The sequence below is a fragment of the Chitinophaga sp. SYP-B3965 genome, assembly GCF_009647655.1.
Lineage (GTDB): Bacteria > Bacteroidota > Bacteroidia > Chitinophagales > Chitinophagaceae > Chitinophaga.
The window spans coordinates 432,962-456,044 of the sequence record NZ_WJFD01000003.1 but is presented as its reverse complement, the minus strand read 5'-3'; the positions used below and the strand labels follow the sequence as shown (position 1 = coordinate 456,044).

Below are 23,083 nucleotides of genomic sequence, written 5' to 3'. Positions count from 1 at the left end.
TCGTAAGACTTCCCCGTTTTTTGAGACCCGGTAGCCGTAACTTTCTCATTTTCTGTTCATTAGGTCACTTTAAAAAACTATCCAGGTAAGTCAGGATCGTTGTAGTCTGCGACATCAGGCTAACATGTCCTTGTGAAGGGATAATGGCTAATTGTGATTTGGATATTGCCCCAAAATCAGCAACCACAGCACCTCCAAGCAGTTGAAACGTTTTTACCAACTCAATTTTATCAAGGCCGTCATTATCGCCAGCGATCAGTAATACGGGAGAAGTGATCTTAGCAATATTGGCATCACCCAGGTCGTATGGCTCCCCGGCTGAGACGATCATCTGTTCCACGAACTTTGTCCATTTTGTTTTGTCAGGCGCTACTGCATCGTATGCGGCTTGCATAGGAGAGTTCGCAAAAAGTTCAGGTTTCAGGTTTTTAAACGCATTGTTTACTTCGGGCATCCAGCCACTACTTTTATAAGCAGCAGAAATGATCACTAATTTTCTCAACCGTTTAGGGCTTTGTATCGCAAACTGGTAAGCCACAGAGCCGCCAAAACTATATCCTGCTACATCTGCACTGTCAATCTTCAGGTAATCCATCACTCCTTCCACATCACTTGCTAAAGTAGTACGTGATAATTTTCTTTCTGAAAACGGTGTATGCCCATGTCCCTGCAATTCAATAGCAATTACTTTCCTCGTTTTTGACAGTTCAGGTATAAACTGGCCCCAATTCTTATCAATGGTCATATAAGCGCCATGCAGTAAAACTATAGGCATACCATCGCCATATACTTCATAATAAACTTCAGTACCATTAACAGGTGCGTAACCACTGGCAGAAGGTTTGTTTTGTCCGTTGGATTGAGATGCCGTAACCATAATGATTGCAATTAGTATTATTGAACGTGCTTTGAATAAATTTTTCATATCGCCATTATTTATTGACGATACAAAGATGGAATTCATTTCAGGATTAGACTTGGTGTAACAACGACAATTTAAGGGGTAAATTCCGGCAAAATCGGCATAACGGACTGGTCAGAGGGGGCTTTTTTATAGTAAAAACTCTACATTTGAGCGCGGATCAAAGCGCAGAAACCTGCCTTATTAGATCATTATTGCATGATTATCAACTTGTTGTGGTTAATTTAGAATGATATGCCCAATATATTTAAGAGAGTAAACGAAGTATTTAAAGAATTAAAATTTGAATACAGGGTACTGAAGTTCAAGAAATTTACACCGGCCTTTGATGCCGCTACCAATATTTTTACATTCAATTATGAAGGCCAGGATATCAGGATAAAGGTGTCTGATGTGCGTGATTTTATTTCTTTCAATATTATCAGGCGGCGTACTTTTTATGATATCGCTGATCTGACGGCAACACGTCATTATATCCAACCCGGCAGTGTGGTAATTGATGCGGGTTCCAACATCGGGAATCATGCTATTTATTATGCTAAGATCTGCAAGGCTGCAAAGGTGCTTTCTTTTGAACCACAGGAAGAGATCTTTAAGATCTTACAGGAGAACATCTCACTGAATGGATTAAATGATATCGTGATCCCTTATAAATATGCATTAGGAGAACATCAGACAAAGGCAAGTGTTGATTTCAGAGACGATCATAAAATATCCAGCAGGGTAGCGCAGACGAATCATGGAGGTGTGTATCTGAAAGAAGCGGAAGATGGCAATTTTGACATGCGCACATTGGATGAACTTTTTCTGCATAGCCTGGATAAGCTGGATTATATAAAAATGGATATACAGGGATTTGAAGAAAAGGCGGTGAAAGGGGGAAGGGAGTTGATTAAGAAGTTCAAACCTGTTATTCAATTGGAGTGTATGACGAAGGAAGAGTATAATACGGTGTTGTTGCCTTTGATGACGGGGTTGGGATATGAGATTAAGCAGATCATGAATATTGACTACATATTTGGGCCGGTGGGATAAGTTCGTTCCAGGCGGTAAAAAAGGTTAAAAGGAAATAGCAATGTTTCCTTTTTTTTATGCCTGTACGCCACTGTTTTATTGTATATTACATACACCCCACATCTTAAACCGTTGTTGCTATGATCAATGTGTATGAAGCAATCCTCGCAGATCCTACGTATTTTAAACAGCTCACTGTAAGAGACGGTCTTCTGGTAAATTATCAATGCCCGCAAATGGAAGAATGGGTTGACCTATACTCTCATCTTAATCATATTATCTATACTGTGGGCGGAAAGAAACAACTTGCCGGTTCCGGTAAATCCTACCTGCTAACGGAAGGTAAACTGATTTTCCTGAAGAAGGGGGCTATGAGGCAGGGGAAGTTTTTTAATGTGGATTGGCGTACCATTGTTTTTTGTGTTCCGGATAGTTATTTACAGCAACTGTTTAAAGAATACCGTGCTCAATCAGTACTTCCTCTTCTGCCTTTCCAGGAAACAGATCCTGTTATAGAAATAAGTACCAATAATATTACACATGCGTACTTTTACGGGCTGCTTCCTTATTTTACCCAGCAACCACCGCCATCGGAAAGCCTGCTCGAATTAAAATGCCGTGAACTTGTTTTTAATATGTTTTCTCACCCGGAGAATACGGCATTTTTAGCCTATTTAAAAAGTGTGAGCGATTACAGCAAACCCCCGCTTACAGAAATTATGGAAGCGAATTACCTGTTTAACCTTTCCCTGGAAGAGTTTGCAAAAATAAGCCAGCGCAGCCTTACTGTTTTTAAAAAGGATTTTGCAGAAACATTTCATAATACACCGGGTAAATGGCTACTTCAAAAAAGACTGGATTATGCGCAACTATTATTAACGAGTTCGCAAAAAAACATCAACGAAATCGTTTACGAGTGTGGTTTTGAAAGTACCACACATTTCAGCAGGGTATTTAAAGAAAAATTTGGCATGGCTCCTTTACAATACCGGAAACAGCTTACCTCTGCTGAATAAACAAACTCATCATCACCTCCCCGCCTTTATAGATATATTTTTAGCCTTTATAGCTAACCCTCCCAGTAATAACCTCCATAACTTTAATCAGCCATCAAACATATTGTATATGCTTTCAGTAGAATTGATCAGTTCATTTAAGAACAGCCTGCGTGGCCAATTGATATTACCTGCGGACGACTATTATGACGAAGCCAGGAAAGTACATAACGGTATGATTGATAAAAAACCGGCTATGATCGTCCGCTGTGCTGATGTTGCGGATGTTGTAACCTGCGTGAATTTTGCATCCGCTCATGATCTATTACTGGCTGTAAAAGGAGGTGGACACAATGGTGCCGGCCTGGGTATGTGTGACGATGGTTTGGTCATTGATCTCTGCAATTTAACGTCTGTGCATATAAATGTGGCTGACAAAACAGTGCTTGCGGAAGGAGGATGTACACTGGCGCATATTGATCAGGCTACGCATCCATTTGGTCTGGCCATTGCTGCCGGTGTTGTTGGTAGTACAGGAATAGGAGGATTAACGCTGGGTGGTGGGCTTGGTTATCTTACCCGCAAATATGGTCTTTCTATTGACAACCTGCTGGAGGTAAATATGGTGCTTGCAGATGGTAGTTGTATAAAGGCATCTGCGGATGAACATCCGGATCTGTTCTGGGCCATTCGTGGTGGCGGTGGAAATTTTGGTGTGGTAGTTTCTTTCCTTTTTAAAGCGCATCCTGTTGATATGGTATATGGTGGCCCTATGATCTGGGAAATGAAAGATGTGAAGAAAATTATGCAATGGTATCGGACATTTATAAAAGAGGCACCAGATGATATCTATGGTTTCCTGGCTTTCCTCACCGTACCACCGGCACCTCCTTTTCCGGAAGCATATCATCATAAAAGAATGTGTGCAATCATTTGGTGTTTTACGGGTGATATGAAAGATGCAGATTTTGTATTTGAATCTATCCGTAGTATTAAACAGCCTGCCATCGATCTGGCGGGGCCTATTCCTTTTATTGCTTTGCAGGGCTTATTTGATCCGCTTTTACCGCCGGGGATGCAATGGTATTGGAAAGCGGATTATTTAAATGAACTAAGTGATGAAGCGATCGATGTTCATTTGCAATACGTAGGTGCTCCGCCATCAGCTCTTTCCACCATGCATTTATATCCGGTAAATGCTGCTGCTGCCCGTATTGGAAAGGATAAAACGGCCTGGCATTACAGAGATGCTACCTGGGCCATGGTGATATCCGGTATAGATGCAGATGCTGCCGGCAAAGAGACCATTATCAACTGGACAAAAGAATACTGGAATGCACTGCGGCCTTATGCTGCTGGTGGTGGTTATGTCAATTTTATGATGGACGAAGGCGAGGAAGGTGTGAGATCAATTTATAAAGATAACTATACCAGGCTTGCCGAAACAAAAGCCAGATATGACCCGCATAACCTGTTCAGGGTAAATCAAAATATTAAACCTTTTTAATTAACCTCAATAAAAGTAAAACACATGAAAACGATCAGTATCGTACTATTCGCTATGTTTTCTTCAATAGGAGCATTTGCGCAGGCAGAAGAACAAGCGATCAAAAAAGTACTTGCAGAAGAAACAACCAGCTTTTTTAAACATGATTTCAAAACATCCTATTCCAAATGGCATGTTGTTCCTCAATCGGTGGGTATCGTAAGCCATCTGAATGGGGAGACCCTCTATCTTACAGACAAAGAACTGGATGTGGCATATACCACAAAGGAATTGAGCAAAACGGTGTTCCCGGATACTTTTGACCGCTCACGCTGGAAGTTCCGGATAAATGCCACTTCTGCCTATGTTACTTTCGATCAAAATTCATTGAAAGGAAAGAAGATCATTGGGCAAACACATGAATCCCGCTATATGGAAAAGATATCGGGCGAGTGGAAGATCGTTTCCATGAATGTTGTCAACTACAAGAAATGATGCTTATTTCTGCAACGCCGCCCGCAACAGATCATCGGCTTCCGGATATCCTGATGGCAAAGGGATGTTTACAGGAGAAGCTCCTGCATCCAGCAATGCTTCTATTGAAATAGTGTTGCGGCGATCCGTCCAGTAGGAGTGTACACAGGCTCCTATTGCCAATGCAAGTGGTGTATGGCCATTCTTATCCGGCGTTTCAATATATGCGCCACGTTCAATGAGTAACTGCACAATGGCCGGCCAGCCAAGCCAGGCAGCCACATGGATAGGAAGACTTCCTTCAGGAATTCCAAAATATCCATCACCTGTATCATAAGGTGTATTTACATCGATGCCGAGATCCAGGAGTAATTGCACCCCGGGTTTATTATTGGAGAGGCAGAACCGTGGGAGCAATTGACTGCTCATGTTCATGAGTGTTGTAAACTGTTTGGGCTTTTGTTCAATGATGTGTTGTGCAGCTTCTTTATCTCCCATGGCACAGGCGGCGATTAATTGATCAATGCCTTCTTCAGGTTTTTCTTCCAGTAAAGCTAATACATCACTGCGGCCTTCTCTGGCAGCCCTGGCAATGGCGGTGAGGCCATCACTGACTATATGGGGATCAGCTTTATGATCAAGTAGTAACTTTATGATGGCCAATGAATTACTCCTTGCGAGGGCATGATGCAGTGGATACCATCCGCGGCCGCTCCATGTTTTATTGGGATCAACTCCTTTTTCCAGTAAATATTTTACGCCTTCATAGTCATGCCAGTCGTGTTTGCGAATGAGCATGAGGGTGAGGTTGTCCTCTGTGAGCTTACCCGTTTCCACGAGTAATTTCATGGCATCATTTTCATGCGTTTCAGTGGAATGGTAAACGGATTCGTTATCATTTGGATCTGCGCCATGTTCCAGGAGTAACTTCGTTAGCGGGGCATGGTGCGCAATGCCGGCTGCGCCGTATAAGGCGGTTTCAAATTCAGGGTATTTTCCTTCTGTCCAAAAACCGGCGTTTGCATCGGCGCCTGCATGGAGCAGGGCGGTGGCGGCTTGCAGGAAGTCATTACTTCTGCTTCTGTCCAGGCGCAGGTATTTGGACATGCATAAGTAGATAAGGGCCGTGCCGCCGTAGGGAGCCGAAATAGCAGTAGCATTTGCCGGGTCTTCTTTGAGGAACCGGTTGACAGCTTCCACATTACCTGTGATGGCTGCGGTGTGAATGTCACTGGTGGCTAATTCAGGGTGGGTGGCCAGGAGTTGGTCTGCTTCATCCAATGAACCATGCCAGGTAGCGGCCTTGATAAATGCTGTGCGCGTCATTTTTAATGATGATTGCTTATCTCTAAGTTAGGCAAAAAGTGTTGTCATTGCCGGACTTTTTTTATAACAAACCTCGTGTTTGTGCTGCAGTTTCTCTTTATTAAAAAACGCCCATCTTTTGTTGTTTCTATATTTTGAAGGGCGTTGTTTATCCGAAGTTGGTATTTGGCTCCAGGCTGTAGTCCGTTAATGGTGAATTGGAAATTGCCGGGTGATTTGATGGTCCAATCAAGAGTGCTTGCTATTTCTATATCAACAGCTGGGCCGGTGATGGAAAGGGTTACATCCTCTCTGTTATGAGGGTAAAAGGTGAGGGTATTTCCGCTCCTGTTCGCACCAAAACTTTCTTTGCTCTTTATAGAAAAGCTATTCGTGCGCATGCTGTAATCATTCACGCTGAGTTCCACGTTGTATACAGTATCCCGCAGGGTATAGGAGAATTTTGTTCCATTCAGTGTGTTACTCATATTCGGTTCAAGGCCCATTCTGTTCCATTGCGGGCGGATGCCGTAGATGTCTCTGTACAGGGCAGTTATGCTGGTGCAGATACCTGCTAAGATATCATCTCCCAGACCCAGCTGGGTAACTCTGCTATATCGTTGAGAGGAAAGGCCATCCTTGTTATATTGTTCGAGGATGTTATTGATATATTTTAGGGCGAGGGCTTTATCATGTTTAATGTAAGCCCTCACGCCAAGGTATCCCCAGGTAGGGAATATATCTCCGTTTTCATATTTGGGGAAGGGCCAGTTGTTGTTATGTACTTCTTCCTTTTTAAATGAATCGAAGCACAAGGGCCAGTGGAACAAGTTTTCAGCCTTTGTTCTCTTTTCTATCTGATCAAGGACGAGGGCTATTCGTTTTGGATCATCACATAAGCCAAAAGCAATCGCTGCAAAGTTAACAGGGGTGACGAGGTTATCACCATGAATAGAACCATCTTTATCCCGCCAGTATACATATTGTTGTTTAGTTTCTGACCAGAAACCACCTTCTTCCACCGGCTTGTTGAATGTGGTTTTTAATTTTGCTGCTATGGCCGCATAATGATCTGCTTTCTGTTGATTGCCTAATATTTTTTCACATTTGGACCAGAGGGTGAGGGCTTCATATAACTGTGCGTTCACGAAGGAATTCTCAAAACTTGCCCATACGATGTCCAGCCAGTCGCTGGCTTTCTTTTCTGCAATGCCGTCGTTCATCATTTCGAAGAGGCCGTTGTTGTTGGAATCGCGTTTGATGAGCCAGTCCAGTGCTTTTTCGCAGCTTTGCTGGTGGGAGCGGAGCCAGTCTATGTTTCCGTTTAGTGAGAATTGTTCACTGGTGTTGATCACGTAACCTGTTTGCGAGTCTATGGTGTATCCCCACATGGCTTCGTAGTATCCGGTTTTGGCGTTGTAGGTGCCGCGTATTTCATCTCCGGGTACATTGTGCCAGCGGGATAGAACACGCCCATCATTCAGCATGGCCAGATCCCTTTCCTGATCAAGTGTGGCAGACATATTCCTGGTATAGTTCTTATCATTCAGGGCCATACCGATCTGTGCGAAGAAGGGTTCGTGCAGGCATTTCCAATTGGTGAGCCAGCCATTTGCTCCCACGATATTATTATCTACTACGCCATAGCGGCCGGTTGTATTCAGTAATTCCCTTACGGCTATGGCATCTATGCCGGGAAGTGTTCCTCTGCTGTATTCCTTATTATAATCTACGTATTGCAATTCGAAGGTTGCGGTTATGGTTCCTTTTTTAACTTCGAAAGGGGCAAATACATCTGCCTTTTTGGATACAAAGCGGCTTAGATCGTATCGCTGCTGTAAGGGGGTATTCGTTATCAGCTGTGTGCAGGTGAATTCACCTTTCGGGCTATGGGAATATTTTGTGGCGATTGCGTTGTTAGTTTTTGCAGTGATACGTAAGGCATCTCCTGAGTCCGCATTCCAGAATGTAACGCCGCCGGTGTGGACGCCGTAGGTATCGTTTACTTCTTTGAGGTATTTGCACCAGATCATTCCTCCGTTGTCCATGATCCCTCCTTTCCAGACGGATAGATCAGCAAAATTCCATTGGGGGAATGCCATGTCTTCCAGGGTGGTGGTTTGAGCGTATTGCCGTGTGATGGTCCAGAGTATCTTATCTTTCTGCGTTTTGAAGTTCCACTCTTCTTTTACATTGTTGTAGCTTAATACGATGCTGGTTCCGGTTACTTTGATATCCTTTGCGTCCTTAGAGGAAAATGCACCGATCCCTGTGTAAACCCCGGAAGGGGATAAGGTGTTTTTGCCTTTTATGCTTAGTCCCTTTATTATACAGCCGTTTGAATAGTCGATAGTGATAGAAAGCTTCTTATCAGAAGTGGTGATGGTAATTGTTTTATCGTTTGCTTTTCCTGCTGTATGAAAAAGAAATAGAAGAGAGGAGAGGATCAGGGTGAGTTTGGCCATCTGCGGACTGTTGGATTATCTTTCAAAACTAAGGGAAACGTTTTTCGTGGGAAGGCCTTTTATTTGGACTTTTTGATACTTTTTAGTAGAAATATTTGGTGGTTTGAGATTAAAATTTCTATATTTGCAGCCCCTCAAGGGAATAAAAGTGGGTGTAGAAGCCCGCTGGTATTGAGGATCGGTAGTTCAGTTGGTTAGAATGCCGCCCTGTCACGGCGGAGGTCGCGGGTTCGAGTCCCGTCCGGTCCGCAAAATTGAAAAAAGCACTCATAACGAGTGCTTTTTTTTGCGTAATACCGCCAAATACGGGCATTTTCAAATAAATTGAATCTCAAATTATCTGCTATATTTTTTTGCTACGATTTTCATAAATAGCTTAACGTCGTCCGAAATAGTTCCATCACCATACTTATCAAAGAGCTTTTCTGATAAATAATTGATACCCCAATCTGTTCGATCAATGATCAGCGTGCCATTCACCACGACAGTTCCGTCCATTCTGTCCTTAAAATCCATTTTGGCTGGAAAAGTAACTGCCTTCGTGATACCTTCAATGGTCAGGTTCCCTGTAACTTTTATATTTTTCCCTGCAGCTTTTACATTTCCTTCATTCCATGTTTCAACCTTCGTAATGGCGAATGTAGAAACAGGGAATTTTTTGACATCAAAAATTTCAGGTGGTTTATTGTGTGGACCTGGATCATCAAATTTTTGTTCAATTGTATTCATGTCTACTTCAACTGCACCGCCCACCAGATGACTGTTTTCGATCAACAATTCTCCTTTTAATATATCGACGTCCCCTGTACTGGAACCATCACCAAGTAACACAGAACCTTCCCATGCACCAAGTAGCATAGAGCTTTTCCATATTACAACACTTTGCATCGTATCTATGATATATTTTTTCTGACCCTCTTTATTATAAAAGTCCGTGATGGTGTTTCCATCATAACTATACACTCCGGTTGCAGATCCAAACCAAATACTTCCATCGTTAGCTTCCAAAAGCCCCATAAAAGCATTTCCTGACATAATTTCGGTTACAGTGGGCTCCTTACTATACAGGGAATCTGCATCATAACGGGAAAGTGCCTGGATATTCCAATTAGCGGGATTTACTGAACCAGTAGTCCAGATGTTTCCTTTTTTATCTTCGATTATAGTATAAGCACCTCTCTGCGATACCTTAGTAAAGGTACTGCCGTCATAGCGCCAAAGGCCACCGGTCTGGCTTACTTTCCAGCCATTGAAACCGCTGAGCCAAATATTGCCTTTTCTATCTTCCATTATACCCCAAACGTCGAGAAAGGGTTCGCCTTTATGGGTTAAAGTGGTAAATTTTCCCCCGTCATAAACAAAGGCGTCGCCCTGTGTACCAACCCATAATTTCCCTGTTTTATCTTCAATGATTGTATTAATATCATTATTCAAATTCCCTTCTTTATAAAAAAGCGGGGCGTTCGGAGATGTGAAATTTCGAAAAGATTTCCCATCGTAACGGCTTATTCCATCTCCGGTGCCGAACCAAATAATGCCGGCTTTATCTTCATAAACAGACCTGACCCGATTATTGGCAAGTCCCTCCGTGGTAGTGAAATGTTGAATGGATTTCCCGTTGTAATAATAAACGCCTGAATCAGTAGAAGTGAACCAAAGATTTCCTTTGCGATCTTCCAGGACATCCCAGAATTGGTGCGAACCTATTTTACTTGTAAGATTAGTAAAAGATTTTCCATCGTATCGAAAAACATCACCAAATGATGAGTTGTTCGGGCCAGCAATCAGAATGGTGCCATTTCTGCCTTTTTTTATATTACGAACCATTATGTTAGGCCCTATGTCTTTAATTTCGGACTTGATACTATCTTTTGGTACGTTTGTTTGGGTTTGTCCACAGGAAGTGAGAAAAACAGACATTAGGAACAAAGCATATACGTGTATGTATTTCATAGTTTTTTATTTATTGATCCTGTTAGAATTGATTCAGCGAATCTACTTTGATATTTTTCGACGCGACGAATCTGGATTGTAAATAAAAATGTAAACTTTGTAAATAAACCTTGACATTATGTGTGATAGACTAAACCTCCTCTCGTTCTGTTAATACATGCCAAGGGTTTTAGGGTTTCAGAGGCATAGGCTGCGCGTTCTTTTCCTTTAAGGGTACCAGGAGTTTACGGAAATTTCAATTGATTGATAATGAGTGTATTAAAATATTTTGCGGACCGGGGTGTTTGCATAGGTGCGAGTATAGAGAGTTGCTCTTTTAATTGCCAGGCTTAAGAATTCTCACCTTTTATAAGTCTTCCGGTAAGCAGACGGCGACGTCCCAATAAGCTTTGTAAACAACCGCGAAAAATAATACTGGTCGTCAATACCCAGTAAAGTGCAGATCTCCTTGATGTTTTTATCCGTAAAGTAAAGGTATTGGCAGGACTGCTGTACTTTAAGCTGGTTGAAATACGTGGTAGGCGGTTGCCCGGTCTTCGCTTTGAAACTGCGCAGATAATGAGAAACGGATAGATTCTGTTGATCAGCCAGATCTTTTACACTCTTCTTTTTATCAAGGTTCATTTTCATATAGGCAATTGAATTGCTGACCATATCCACACTATACACCATAGGATTGATCTCCTTATAATAGATGAAGGAGGTGATAAAATAAAGTACCCGGAAATTCATAATTTCCATATCCCTGGAACTGAAGCTCCGGTCCAGGGTAGTAAATATCTGGTCGAATGATTTAATCCTGTATCCTTCAAATGGAATAGCCTGAACCTGATGCTCGCCTTCGATCAAAAAGCGTTCGTAGATCATCCTGGAGTTTGTTCCGCTAAAATGCAGCCAGTAAATACTCCAGGGTGCCTTTTCTGAACTATAATAACGGTGAGCTATGTTTTTGGGGATGATGAAAAAATTATTTGCCCTTAACACATACTCTTCTCCGTTCATTTCTATTCTGCCCTCTCCATCGGTACAGTACAGGAAAATAAACTCGCCGGCACCTCTTGGCCGTTCACATTCATGGCCAACAGCATGTGGATAATGTCCAATGGCTGTGAGGTAAAGGGTGTTTATTAAAGGGTTTGATTTGATTTCCTTCCTGATATTGGGTGTTAAAACAATCATCCTTTGCCCAAGGAAACCCTCTTCCATCAGTTTTTTGTGTTCTTCCATACGTGATATTTAAAAAAGTGCCGCTGTGCGAAAATTAATCATTTTTTAGTGATTATAAAGATTCTTGAATAATACTATAGTCCATCATTATGATCATTTTATGCATGTTTAAAGGCTTAAATCTGAAAATTCAACCTTGTCTAGAAGGGGGTGGATGATGTTATTGTCCATCATTATGATTAGTTTATACATTTCCTGCAAGCCGATTTAAAGTAGTTTTACTATACCACTTATCAACCACCCAAGCGTTATGAATCTAACTTTTACCCAGCGTATAAAGCTGTTTTATCATTTTTTTCTGTGGAACAGAAGGTGTTTTTATTCCCGTTATCTGCACAAATCCTCTTCTAATCTGTTCACAAACTTAATTCCATATTTATGAGATACATTTTTCTGCTGATATGCTTTTTTTCAATTGTGGAAAATAAGGCCTACGCACAGGAAACTGCTAAGATCACTGTATCCGGTACAGTATCAGACACACTAAGCAGAAGCATTCCCGGAGCTACGATAGCGGTCGTGGGAAACACTAAGCTCGGAACCCAGACCGATGTAAATGGCAAATTTGTGATCGTAGTGAACGAAGGAGCAGTGCTCAGGATCACTTCCATCGGATTTAAAGAGCAGCGGATCACTGTAACGGCCACTACCAAAACCATCAACATCCGCCTCGTAGAGAACAGCATGCAGGCCAATGAAGTAGTGATCACGGCGATGGGGCAAAAACAAAGGAAAGAAGCTGTAGTAGGTTCGGTAACCACCATTAAACCTGGTGATCTGAAGATCCCCGCCAGTAACCTGACCGCTGCACTTGCCGGACAAGCAGCAGGGATCATTGCTTATCAGCGTAGCGGACAACCCGGGCAGGACAATGCCTCTTTTTTCATCAGGGGAGTAACCACTTTTGGTTACAAACAGGACCCGCTTATCCTGATCGACAACGTGGAGCTGACACCTAATGATCTGGCCCGCTTACAACCTGATGATATCTCGAGTTTTACCATCCTGAAAGATGCCAGTGCAACAGCACTTTATGGTGCCCGTGGTGCCAATGGTGTAATACTGGTAAGTACCAAAGAAGGTAAAGAAGGAAAGGCTAATGTAAATTTCCGTTCGGAATACTCTCAATCGCAATCTACGCAGACACTTAACCTGGTAGATCCTATTCAGTACATGGAGCTTTTTAATGAAGCTTCCTTAACACGTGATCCGGCTTTACCCTTACCTTTTCCGGCACTTAAAGTACAAAATACAAAAGCCACCATTGCCGGCACACCGGGCAGTAATCCTTATGTATACCCGGCGGTTGACTGGATCGATATGTTGTTTAAAGACAAGGCCAGCACACAGCGTAACAATTTAAGTATTAGTGGCGGTGGCGGTGTGGCTAAGTATTATATCTCCGGCTCCTATAATGTGGACAATGGAATATTGAAAACGGATATACGCAACAACAATGAGAACAACGTTAATTTTAAGAATTATCAGTTGCGTTCAAACGTCAACCTTACCCTCACTAAATCTACAGAACTGATCGTAAGACTTTCTGGGACATTTAGTGATTATAACGGACCGATCACCTTAGACGGATCTTTTGCTTCGGACCTGTATGCGATTGCTTCTCATGCCAGCCCTGTTTTGTTCCCGGCCTATTATCCTGCTGATGAGGCCAATATAGGAGCCAATCACATCCTGTTTGGAAACGTAGGCGGGCCAAATGGAACAAGAAGTAATAGCATTCTTTATCCGAACGGTAATCCTTATGCACAACTTTTAAAAGGACACAAGAACTCTTCAGAGTCGCGCATGTCCGCACAGCTGGAGCTCAATCAGAACTTAGATTTTATTACTAAGGGCCTTAAACTAAGAGGGATCTTTAACACCAACAGGTATTCTTATTTTGATTCTCAACTTGCTTACTCCCCTTATTTTTATAGCGCGGATAGCTATAATAAGGAAGACAATACCTATGCACTGACCTGGCTTAATCCCATGAAGGGAACCTCATTCAGCAACGTGCCTACAGAATACCTGGAATATTATAAGAATGAACCCAATGCCAATTCCTTCTACTACATTCAGGGTGCTATAGACTATAACAGAAAATTTGGTAACCACAGCGTCAGCTCCACCCTGATCGGTACTTCACAGCAGACTTTATATTCAAGTGCTAAAGATCCCAGGACACAGACAACTACGCTGCCTTATTCTTTGCCTTTCAGAAACCTTGGTTTGGCGGGCAGGGCAACCTATTCATTTAAGGACAGGTATTTTGTAGAGTTTAACGCTGGATATAATGGATCTGAACGTTTCTCTTCCAATCACCGCTATGGTTTTTTCCCAACCATCGGTGCAGCGTGGGTACCTTCTAACGAAGCCTTCTGGAAAGAGAACGATATCGTGAACCGTTTAAAGTTCCGCTTTAGCCATGGTTTAGTGGGTAATGATGCGATCGGTTCCCAACGTTTCTTCTACCTTTCTGATGTGAATCTGAATGGAGGCAACTTTGCCCAGTTTGGTATCAATAACCAAAACCAGTTAAACGGCGTGACCATCAGAAGTTATGCCAATTCAAATATTACCTGGGAAACATCCAGACAAACGAACCTGGCAACAGAGATCACCTTGTTGAAAAACCTCAATATCGTAGCCGAAATTTATAAGAATCACCGTTACGATATCTTACGCACGCGGAACATTCCGGCAACAGAAGGTTTTGAAGCTGATGTTCTAACCAACCTCGGAGTGGTGGATTCAAAAGGGCTGGACTTATCACTGGATTACAAACAGAATTTCAACAATGGGCTGTGGGCTTCCATCAGAAGCAACTTTACTTATTCAACCAACAAATACACTTATATAGAAGAGCCGAATTATCCTGAAACATGGAGGCATTTTATGGGGCAGCCGATCAGCCGTGGCTATGGCTATATTGCTGAACGCCTGTTTGTTGATGATGCTGAAGTGGCCAACTCACCAAAACAGTTGTTCACCACAGTGGATGCTTACGATAACAAAATTACAGGCGTGATGCCAAGAGGCGGTGATATTAAATATCGCGACCTGAATGAAGATGGTAGGATTGATGATCTGGATCAGGTATTTATGGGTTATCCCAGCACACCGGAAATTGTATATGGCTTTGGTGTTTCCTCAGGGTTTAAGGGATTTGATCTCTCCGCGTTCTTTCAGGGTCAGGCAAGGGTGTCCTTCTTTATTGATCCGAGAAAAGTGAGTCCGTTTTTAGAACGTAATGTAAAATATGTAGAAGGGAGATCGCAGGTATTGCAAGATTTTGCAGACAGTCACTGGTCTGAAGAAAACCAGGATGTGTATGCTACTTACCCGCGCCTGGGTACCAGTAATGAATTGATCGCTAATAATTTGCAGCCCAGTTCATGGTGGCTTCGGGATGGAAGTTTCATCCGGTTAAAATCACTTGAAATTGGTTATACCCTGCCCAAAAATGTACTGCGGTCTTTAAAGATCTCCAACTGCCGTTTTTACTTTAACGGATTGAATCTGATCACCTGGAGTCCCTTTAAAATGTGGGATCCGGAGTTGGCAGGTAATGGATTTGCTTATCCCATACAGAAGGTATTCAATTTGGGTATAAACCTGAATTTATAATTGTTAATCATAGCAGAAAAAAATTGAGATATGAAATTCTATTATAAACTGGCCTGCGTGGTTGTACTGTGTATCCAGGGGGCGTCCTGTCAAAAATACCTGGATGTTGTTCCTAATAATGTGGGGACGCTCGATTACGCTTTTTCGAACAGGAATGAAGCAGAGAACTACCTCTATGGGTGTTTTAATGCATATCAGAGTATCAATCGTGATGTGGAGAATAATGTGGGTTTTGTGACCTCATCAGAAGTGGTCTATCCGCTTGGCCTGGATGATAACCCCTTTAACCAGATCAAATCTCCGGGCTTTAAGCTGATAAGAGGAGGTGTGCAAAATACATCGGACCCGGTAATAAATTACTGGAACGGCTCCAATGGAGGTCAGCCCCTGTATGTTGTGCTAAGAAGGTGTAACATCATGCTGGAGAACATTAACAAGCCTTATGATCTGAAAGAGCCTGAAAAGAAAAGATGGATCGCGGAGACCAAGTTCTTAAAAGCATTTTACCATTACTATTTGATCAAGTTATATGGCCCGATCACACTGGCTAAAGAAAACCGGCCAATTGACGGCCCGATAGAGGCAACAAAAGTTGAAAGATCAACTGTGGACGAATCCTTTGCTTATGTAACACAGCTTTTAGAGGAAGCCATACCGGATCTGCCGGTCATTATTGGTAATCGTCTTTTAGAGTTGGGCCGGCCAACGAAAGCGATGGGGATGGCTTTAAAAGCTGAAGTATTAACCACAGCCGCAAGCCCTTTATTTAATGGTAATCCTGACTATGTTGATTTTAAAGACAAAGATGGCCGGAGCTTTTTTACAGCTACTGCCGATCCTCAGAAATGGGCCCTGGCAGCCAAAGCCTGCAAAGAAGCCATCGATGAGTTTATCGCACAGGGTGGTGATCTGTACAATAGGGTTCCTATCGATAAGGTATCTAATGTATCTGATGAAGTGAAACAGGTATTGAAGTTACAAGCTGTGATCACGGAAAAATGGGACCAGAACCCTGAGGTGATCATTTCTTCACAATATGATTTTCCTTACCAGGGATTCAGCTTTCCCAAACTGAACCAGGAATCGGTTTCCCTGGGTAACGAGCATCCTTCAAACTGGGCAGTGCCGTTATCCACTACGGAATTGTTCTATACCAAAAATGGTGTGCCCATCAATGAGGATAAAAGTGGTGTTTTTGATTACACGGGAAGGAATACTACGCTGATTGGAGATGCTGCCAATAAACATTATATCAAAGAAGGTTACGAAACTGCAAAAGCCAATTTTAATCGCGAACCAAGGTTTTACGCAGCACTGGGATTCGATGGCGGTATCTGGTTTGGTAATGATAAGATCAACGAGAGTGATGCTTATTACGTACAGGCCAGGGGACGGTTTGCACTTGCAGGCCCTAAGAGTCAATATGCCACGAATGTAACCGGATACTGGCCTAAGAAACTGGTGCACTATATGTCGATCATGAATCAGAATGCCAGTTTTTCTTCCTTCAAATTACCTGTTGCGCGTTTGGCCGGATTATACTTATTATATGCTGAGGCTTTAAATGAAGAAGGCACTGCATCTAAAGCAGATATTTTATCCTGGGTAGATAAAGTGAGGACCAGGGCCGGTTTGCCCGGCGTGGCAACGGCATGGCAGCAGTATTCAAATAAACCCGGCAAGCCCGATACCAAAGAAGGCAGGAGAGAGATCATCCACCAGGAAAGAAGGATAGAGTTATGTTTTGAAGGTCAGAGTGGCTGGGACCTGCGCCGCTGGAAAGAGTTACAAGGTGTACTCAGCAGACCGCTGCAAGGTTGGAATGTAAATGAGGATGCTCCTTCAAACTATTACAGGCCTGTAACGGTGGCTGTACCAACTTTTGGTTTGAAAGATTATTTATGGCCTGTAAAAAATGAAGAGGTGGTTAAAAATGAGAATCTGACCCAAACCATATTTTGGTAATTCAAAACTTATGAAGATGAAAAAATTGAATGATATAAAAAGCCTGTTTTTTTTAATGTTTATCATATTGCTGGCCTCCTGCAAAGAGCAGGACGATAATATTGATATCATTTCAACAGATAAGACAAAACCTGGCGTGGTCAGTAATGTAAGTGTAGAGAACCTGGATGGAGCTGCAAGGATCACCTACAGGTTACCTGATTCAAAGAACCTCCTGTATGTTTTGGCCCGCTATGCCATTAACGATGATCGTGTAAGGGAAACTAAAGCCAGTTACTATACAGATACTATCATGGTAGACGGTTTTGCCAGGGAGAAAGAATACGAAGTTTCTTTATTTGCTGTGAGCAGGGCAAATGTGATGTCTGACCCGGTAGTTATAAAAGTACATCCCAAAACGCCCAATTATGTGATGATCAATTCCGGTCTTGAAATTACACCTGATTTTGGAGGCGCTAATTTTTATGGACTAAACAAAAATAAATCACCTCTTGCACTGCATTTACTGGTGTACAACGAAACCACCAAAAAATATGACGAGCAGGATCCGGAATATGTTAACACAGACACGATAGATGTTTCTATCAGGAATTTACCGCCGGTGCCGCAGAAGGTTGGTGTATATACCACAGACAGATTTGGGAATGTTTCAGATACGGTATTTAAGACGGTAACACCACTGTTTGAAACCCTTTTGGATAAAAGTAAATTTTCTGTTTATCAACTGGCCAGTGACGCACCAACCAATCAGTTTGGCTGGGACTTCAAGTATATGTTCGATGGTAATTTGGGAGAACCGGGCTGGCATACCAATACCAATGTTCCCAGAAGTATTGGCACATTTGGTTTAGGCGTATCTGCCAAGATCAGTCGTTTGGTAATGTGGCAAAGGGGTTCAAGTTATTATGAATATCAGAATACGCGCAAATTTACGCTATGGGGGTCCAATAAGGATAACCCTGCAGATGTAAACCTGCCAACCGGTTCTGCGCTGGGCACTGTTGCCGGGGACTGGGTGAATATGGGCAATTTTGTTTTCCCAAATCCACCATCAGGTTTGGCGCCAAGCCAGGCAAATGAGGCTGATAAAGCCTTTGTGGCTAAAGGTGTCAACTTCACTATGCCAAGATCAGCCGGACCTGCGAAATACATCAGGCTTGAAATTACCCAAACCTGGGGTGGCTTAACTTATGTAAATGCTTTGGAAATAAGCTTGTATGGTAATCCGCTATAAACGTTAACGTTCAATTTAAAGAACCAGATTATGAAGATCATAAATAATATTGCCCTCATCTGTTTTATATCCCTCGCATTTTGGGGGTGTAAAAAGTATGGTGATGATTATAAAGCTTTCCTGGAGGATAAAGAGATAAAGTATCCCGGAAAGATCCAGACGGCAGGTTATAACACCGGTAACTTACGTGCACAACTGTTTTGGCATCCAAGCCCCGATCCAAGTATTACTAAGTATGTTATTTCCTGGAACAACGGCGTGAATAAAATGGAGGTAGCTGCAACCACCCATGATCCTAAGGATACCGTAAAAGTGATCGTGCCTGACCTGAATGAATATGTCTATGCTTTCGTAGTGGTTTCCTATGATAGTGAAGGCAGTAAGTCCATTGCGACCGAGATCAACAATGTAAGAGTATACGGGGCAACTTATAGCAGTACATTACTGAACAGAGGAATAAATACAGTCGAGCCTTATCAGTTCTTACCTGATGAAACCCTGCAGCTGAACTTTAATAAGAAAGATACGATGAATGTAGCGACAACGATCCGTTATACCAACAGCACGGGAGCAATAGAAGAAAGACAGTTGCCGGCGGAGAATAACAGCATCGTGATCCCGAATTACAAGCTGGGCACAACCATACAATACCGTTCTTCTTATATTCCGGAGCTTGGATCTATTGACAATTTCAACGTAACGCAGTTTGCAGATTTCCCAACGATCATTAAGGTCACGCAATTAGACAAATCATTATTCAGAACCTATAAACTGCCTACAGACATCAATGATGAATATGGATGGAAGCTGGAGAACTTATGGGACAACAATAATGGTACAGGTGGCGGAGATCCGGCGGGCTTCCATACGGGTGGTTCCGGTTTGCCGCAATGGTTTACAATAGACATGGGGCAGACCACAAAGCTTGACCATTTCAGGCTTTGGCAACGTGATAATGCTTTATACGACGTCGCTAATCTTAAAGTGTTTGAAGTATGGGGCAGCAACAATCCAAATACAAACGGAAGTTTTGATAACAGCTGGACAAAATTAGAGACTTTTACTTCGGTTAAACCATCGGGCCTGCCAAGGGGGCAGCTGACTGATGCAGACCGTGCATTTGCAAGAGCTGGTGAAAAGTTTACTTTTCCTGCGGGTATTCCCCAGGTAAAATATCTCCGTTTTAAAGTGCTGGAAACATGGGGTGGAGCTAACTACATCCACCTTTTGGAATTGTCTTTCTTTAAAGTGAATTAATTGATCTGCTGGTTCCTTTTAGTGATACTACTAAAAGGAACCAGCTAAATTTTCATTCCTGCTTATTTGAAACCATATCACCGAGGCACATTGCAGGCGGATAGCCAGGAGTATGTAATTACAGTTAACCAATCTGCGCCTTTAGAAGTTTATGAGTAAGATCACACATCATCCGTGGAGTAAACAGAACAATGCCAGGATCCATCTGTTCAGGATGGAAAATGCCAGCGGTGCTTTTGTAAACCTTAGCAATTATGGGGCGACATTAGTCGCAGCCTATGTTCCTGATAGAAAAGGTTTACCAGGCAATGTCATACTCGGTTTTCCAGACCTGCAGGGATATCTCTGCGATAAAAATTATATCGGGGCCACTATTGGAAGATTTGCTAACAGGATCTCTGGCGCAAAGTTTATCCTGGATGGCAATAGTTATACATTGAATGCTAATGATGGCGGAAATAATATCCATAGTGGCAGTGCCGGATTTAATGCCCGGGTATTTGATTTTGATATTGACGGGGAAACGCTCTCCTTTAGCCTGTTTAGCGAAGATGGAGAAGGAGGTTTTCCGGGTAACCTGGAATTTAAGGTGAGCTATCGCTGGACTGATGACAACGAACTGCTGATCGATTATTGGGCAAGCAGTGATCAGAATACGATCGCCAATTTTACTAATCATGCATATTTTAATCTCTCAGGCGCTACCACCAAGATATTTGATCACGAGCTTACGATCCATTCGAATTACTTAGTTGATGCCGGACCGGACCATATACCATCCGGCCTGATCGTTCCTGCTGCTGAGTTATCTTTTAAGAAGAATAAGATCAGCGAGAAATTAACAGTGAATGAAGCTGGTGATGTTTCCGGTTTGAATGTTTGTTATGTGTTGGATGAAGGCGAATGGGCTAAAGCACCGGCTTGTATACTCACCTCGCCGCAATCAGGCAGGGTAATGGAAGTATATACCTCCTATCCCGGCTTAATGTTATATACAGGAGATTATTTGCAAAGCAGCGAAATAGGAAATCATGGAAAGGTATACGGGCCTTTTGACGGGTTGTGTTTAGAATGCCAGTATTTCCCGGATAGTCCCAACCAGTCTTTATTTCCTTCAACAGTGTTAACGCCGGGATCTGTCTATCAGCATAGTATTCATTTTAAATTCAGAACAATAGCATAGTCATGAACATAAAACTTATTTTAATTTGCGGACTTCTCATCTGTAAAGTGGCCAGTGCTGCTACGCCCCCTAAAAGGTATACACTGGCATCACCAAATGGCAAACTGCAATTCAATGTGTTGATAGATGACAGCATTACTTACAGCGTATCGCTAAAAGATCAGATGGTGATTGCTCCATCTGTGATCTCCATGACATTGGAAAACCAGGTGCTGGGAAAGTCTGCAGATATCCAGAAGATAAGAGAGAAAAAATCCAGGGATCAGATAAAACCCTTGTATGGTAAGGAGGCCGCACTCAATAACGCTTTCAACGAATTGCTGATCGACTTTCAGGGCCAGTATGCTATAACCTTCAGGGCTTATAATGATGGGCTTGCTTACCGGTTCATCACCCATATCGCAGATACGATAAAAGTAATGGCAGAACGCGCAGATTTTAACCTCCCCGGCACCCCGCAGGTGATCTTTCCTGAAACAGACAACTTTACTGCCTGGGAAGTGCCCTATGTAACATATAACAAACTGGCACTGATACCTGATGGGAAAAAGGCCATTACCCCCACCTTATTCGCTTATCCGGAATCTGGCCTTAAAGTGGTGATCGCAGAATCAGATCTGTTTGATTATCCCGGTATGTATGTACTTAAAGATAATGGCAAAATGACCGGCTTATGGTCACACTATCCTTTAAAGACGGTAATGGGAAGCTGGGGCGATTTTGTATCGGTCGTGAAAGAGAGGTCTGGTTTTATTGCTAAAACCTATGGCGAAAGAAGTTTCCCCTGGAGAGTGATCATAGCTACTGATGACGATAAAACGCTGCTTAACAATCAGCTGATCTACAAACTTGCTACTCCTTCAAAGATCAGTAACACTTCATGGATAAAACCAGGAAAGGCCGCCTGGGAATGGTGGCATGATGCATTGCTGCCGGGAGCAGCTATCCCTTCCGGGATGCCCAACAGGAACACTGCGCTTTATAATTACTATGTAGATTTTGCAGCAGAAAATCATTTCGAATACCTGATGATCGATGCCGGCTGGTCCGACAATTATAATTTGCTAAAAGTGAATCCAAAGCTTGATGTGCGCGGTGTGATCCAGCGTGCTGCATCAAAACATGTAGGCGTTTTTCTATGGTGTGTAGCCAGTACATTGATGAAGGACCTTGAAGGACAATTGGATTTTCTAAAGTCAATAGGAGCAGCCGGCATTAAGGTAGATTTTATTGACCGGGACGATCAGCTGGCCATACAGTGGTTTGAGCAGATTGCCCGTGCGGCAGCCAAAAGAAACCTGATGGTAAACTTCCATGGTTGCAGCAAACCTACCGGCCTGCAGAGGACCTATCCCAACATTGTAAACTATGAGGCCGTAAGAGGAGCGGAATGTTCAAAATGGGATTATAGTGCCAATCCGGACCATCACTTGCTGATCCCCTTCATTCGCATGCTCGCAGGCCCTATGGATTATACACCGGGCTCCATGCGGAACAGCAGCAAAGAAACATTTAAACCTGTAGATCCGGGATTGCCTTCTACACAAGGAACAAGATGCCATGAACTGGCGATGTTTGTGATCTTCGATCAGCCCCTTGCCATGCTGTGCGATTCCCCGGTGGAATATGAGAAGTACCCGGACGTATTGAAGTTCCTGTCAGCTGTTCCCACTGTATTTGATGAAACCAGGGTATTGGATGCCCAGGTAGGCGCTTATGCTTTAATGGCCAAAAGATATCAGAACAAATGGTTTGTTGGTGCCATGACTAACTGGAATGAAAGAACACTGCAGCTTGATTTTTCTTTTTTACCTGCCGGCAAAAACTACCAGGTTAACTTATATACGGATGCAGGTAGCACCAATGCTTCAGACTATCATTATCAGACCATGTCAGTTAACAGCCAAACGAAAATAAAGCTGCCTTTGGCTAAAGGGGGAGGGGCGGTTGCTTATATCAATATAGAATGAGCA

15 protein-coding genes and 1 tRNA gene are annotated in these 23,083 nt (G+C 42.7%); 11 read left to right on the top strand and 5 right to left on the bottom strand.

Going from position 1 to position 23,083, the window contains the following annotated elements:
* Positions 1–64 precede the first annotated feature (64 nt).
* Positions 65–877: an alpha/beta fold hydrolase gene (locus GFS24_RS19600; protein WP_253906536.1), complete on the bottom strand. Its 813-nt coding sequence runs from the start codon at positions 875–877 to the stop codon at positions 65–67.
* A 279-nt stretch (positions 878–1,156) separates the two neighbouring features.
* Between GFS24_RS19600 and GFS24_RS19595 the strand changes: the two genes are divergently transcribed.
* The 4 genes from GFS24_RS19595 to GFS24_RS19580 all read left to right on the top strand — a co-directional run bounded on the left by GFS24_RS19595 (position 1,157) and on the right by GFS24_RS19580 (position 4,912).
* Entirely contained in the window at positions 1,157–1,957 is an 801-nt protein-coding gene (locus GFS24_RS19595; RefSeq protein ID WP_153662339.1) for an FkbM family methyltransferase, read from the top strand.
* Between the two features lie 119 nt (positions 1,958–2,076).
* Positions 2,077–2,952 (top strand): helix-turn-helix domain-containing protein, encoded by an 876-nt coding sequence (locus GFS24_RS19590; protein ID WP_153662337.1) that lies wholly within the window; start codon positions 2,077–2,079, stop codon positions 2,950–2,952.
* 109 nt (positions 2,953–3,061) lie between these two features.
* A complete protein-coding gene (locus GFS24_RS19585) occupies positions 3,062–4,438 on the top strand; it encodes an FAD-binding oxidoreductase (protein WP_153662335.1) in 1,377 nt (458 codons plus the stop codon).
* 24 nt (positions 4,439–4,462) lie between these two features.
* Complete coding sequence (locus tag GFS24_RS19580; protein ID WP_153662333.1) at positions 4,463–4,912, top strand: hypothetical protein; 450 nt, start codon at positions 4,463–4,465, stop codon at positions 4,910–4,912.
* A gap of 3 nt (positions 4,913–4,915) precedes the next feature.
* Here GFS24_RS19580 and GFS24_RS19575 read toward each other — a convergent pair whose 3' ends face one another.
* Positions 4,916–6,217 carry an ankyrin repeat domain-containing protein gene (locus tag GFS24_RS19575; RefSeq protein ID WP_153662331.1) on the bottom strand — a complete coding sequence of 434 codons (1,302 nt, stop codon included), beginning with the start codon at positions 6,215–6,217 and terminating at the stop codon, positions 4,916–4,918.
* 44 nt (positions 6,218–6,261) lie between these two features.
* Positions 6,262–8,661, bottom strand: coding sequence for a hypothetical protein (locus GFS24_RS19570; protein ID WP_173003128.1), 2,400 nt, complete (start codon positions 8,659–8,661; stop codon positions 6,262–6,264).
* A gap of 175 nt (positions 8,662–8,836) precedes the next feature.
* Between GFS24_RS19570 and GFS24_RS19565 the strand changes: the two genes are divergently transcribed.
* Positions 8,837–8,910 (top strand) — tRNA-Asp (locus tag GFS24_RS19565).
* Between the two features lie 87 nt (positions 8,911–8,997).
* Here GFS24_RS19565 and GFS24_RS19560 read toward each other — a convergent pair.
* Together GFS24_RS19560 and GFS24_RS19555 are read right to left on the bottom strand one after the other, a co-directional pair.
* Positions 8,998–10,614: a two-component regulator propeller domain-containing protein gene (locus GFS24_RS19560; protein ID WP_153662329.1), complete on the bottom strand. Its 1,617-nt coding sequence runs from the start codon at positions 10,612–10,614 to the stop codon at positions 8,998–9,000.
* A gap of 339 nt (positions 10,615–10,953) precedes the next feature.
* Positions 10,954–11,841, bottom strand: coding sequence for an AraC family transcriptional regulator (locus GFS24_RS19555; RefSeq protein ID WP_153662327.1), 888 nt, complete (start codon positions 11,839–11,841; stop codon positions 10,954–10,956).
* A gap of 378 nt (positions 11,842–12,219) precedes the next feature.
* On the opposite strand from GFS24_RS19555, the gene GFS24_RS19550 reads away from it, so the two are divergent.
* The 6 genes from GFS24_RS19550 (at position 12,220) to GFS24_RS19525 (ending at position 23,080) form a co-directional block, all read left to right on the top strand.
* Positions 12,220–15,471 (top strand): TonB-dependent receptor, encoded by a 3,252-nt coding sequence (locus GFS24_RS19550; RefSeq protein WP_153662325.1) that lies wholly within the window; start codon positions 12,220–12,222, stop codon positions 15,469–15,471.
* Positions 15,472–15,501: 30 nt separating this feature from the next.
* Entirely contained in the window at positions 15,502–17,436 is a 1,935-nt protein-coding gene (locus tag GFS24_RS19545) for a RagB/SusD family nutrient uptake outer membrane protein (RefSeq protein WP_153662323.1), read from the top strand.
* Between the two features lie 16 nt (positions 17,437–17,452).
* The gene (locus tag GFS24_RS19540; protein ID WP_153662321.1) at positions 17,453–18,670 is read left to right on the top strand and encodes a DUF4959 domain-containing protein; all 1,218 of its coding nucleotides are present in this window, start codon (positions 17,453–17,455) and stop codon (positions 18,668–18,670) included.
* A gap of 30 nt (positions 18,671–18,700) precedes the next feature.
* The gene (locus GFS24_RS19535; RefSeq protein WP_153662319.1) at positions 18,701–19,927 is read left to right on the top strand and encodes a DUF4998 domain-containing protein; all 1,227 of its coding nucleotides are present in this window, start codon (positions 18,701–18,703) and stop codon (positions 19,925–19,927) included.
* A 151-nt stretch (positions 19,928–20,078) separates the two neighbouring features.
* Complete coding sequence (locus GFS24_RS19530) at positions 20,079–21,110, top strand: aldose epimerase family protein (RefSeq protein WP_153662317.1); 1,032 nt, start codon at positions 20,079–20,081, stop codon at positions 21,108–21,110.
* A gap of 2 nt (positions 21,111–21,112) precedes the next feature.
* Entirely contained in the window at positions 21,113–23,080 is a 1,968-nt protein-coding gene (locus GFS24_RS19525; RefSeq protein ID WP_153662315.1) for a glycoside hydrolase family 97 protein, read from the top strand.
* Positions 23,081–23,083: the final 3 nt, after the last annotated feature.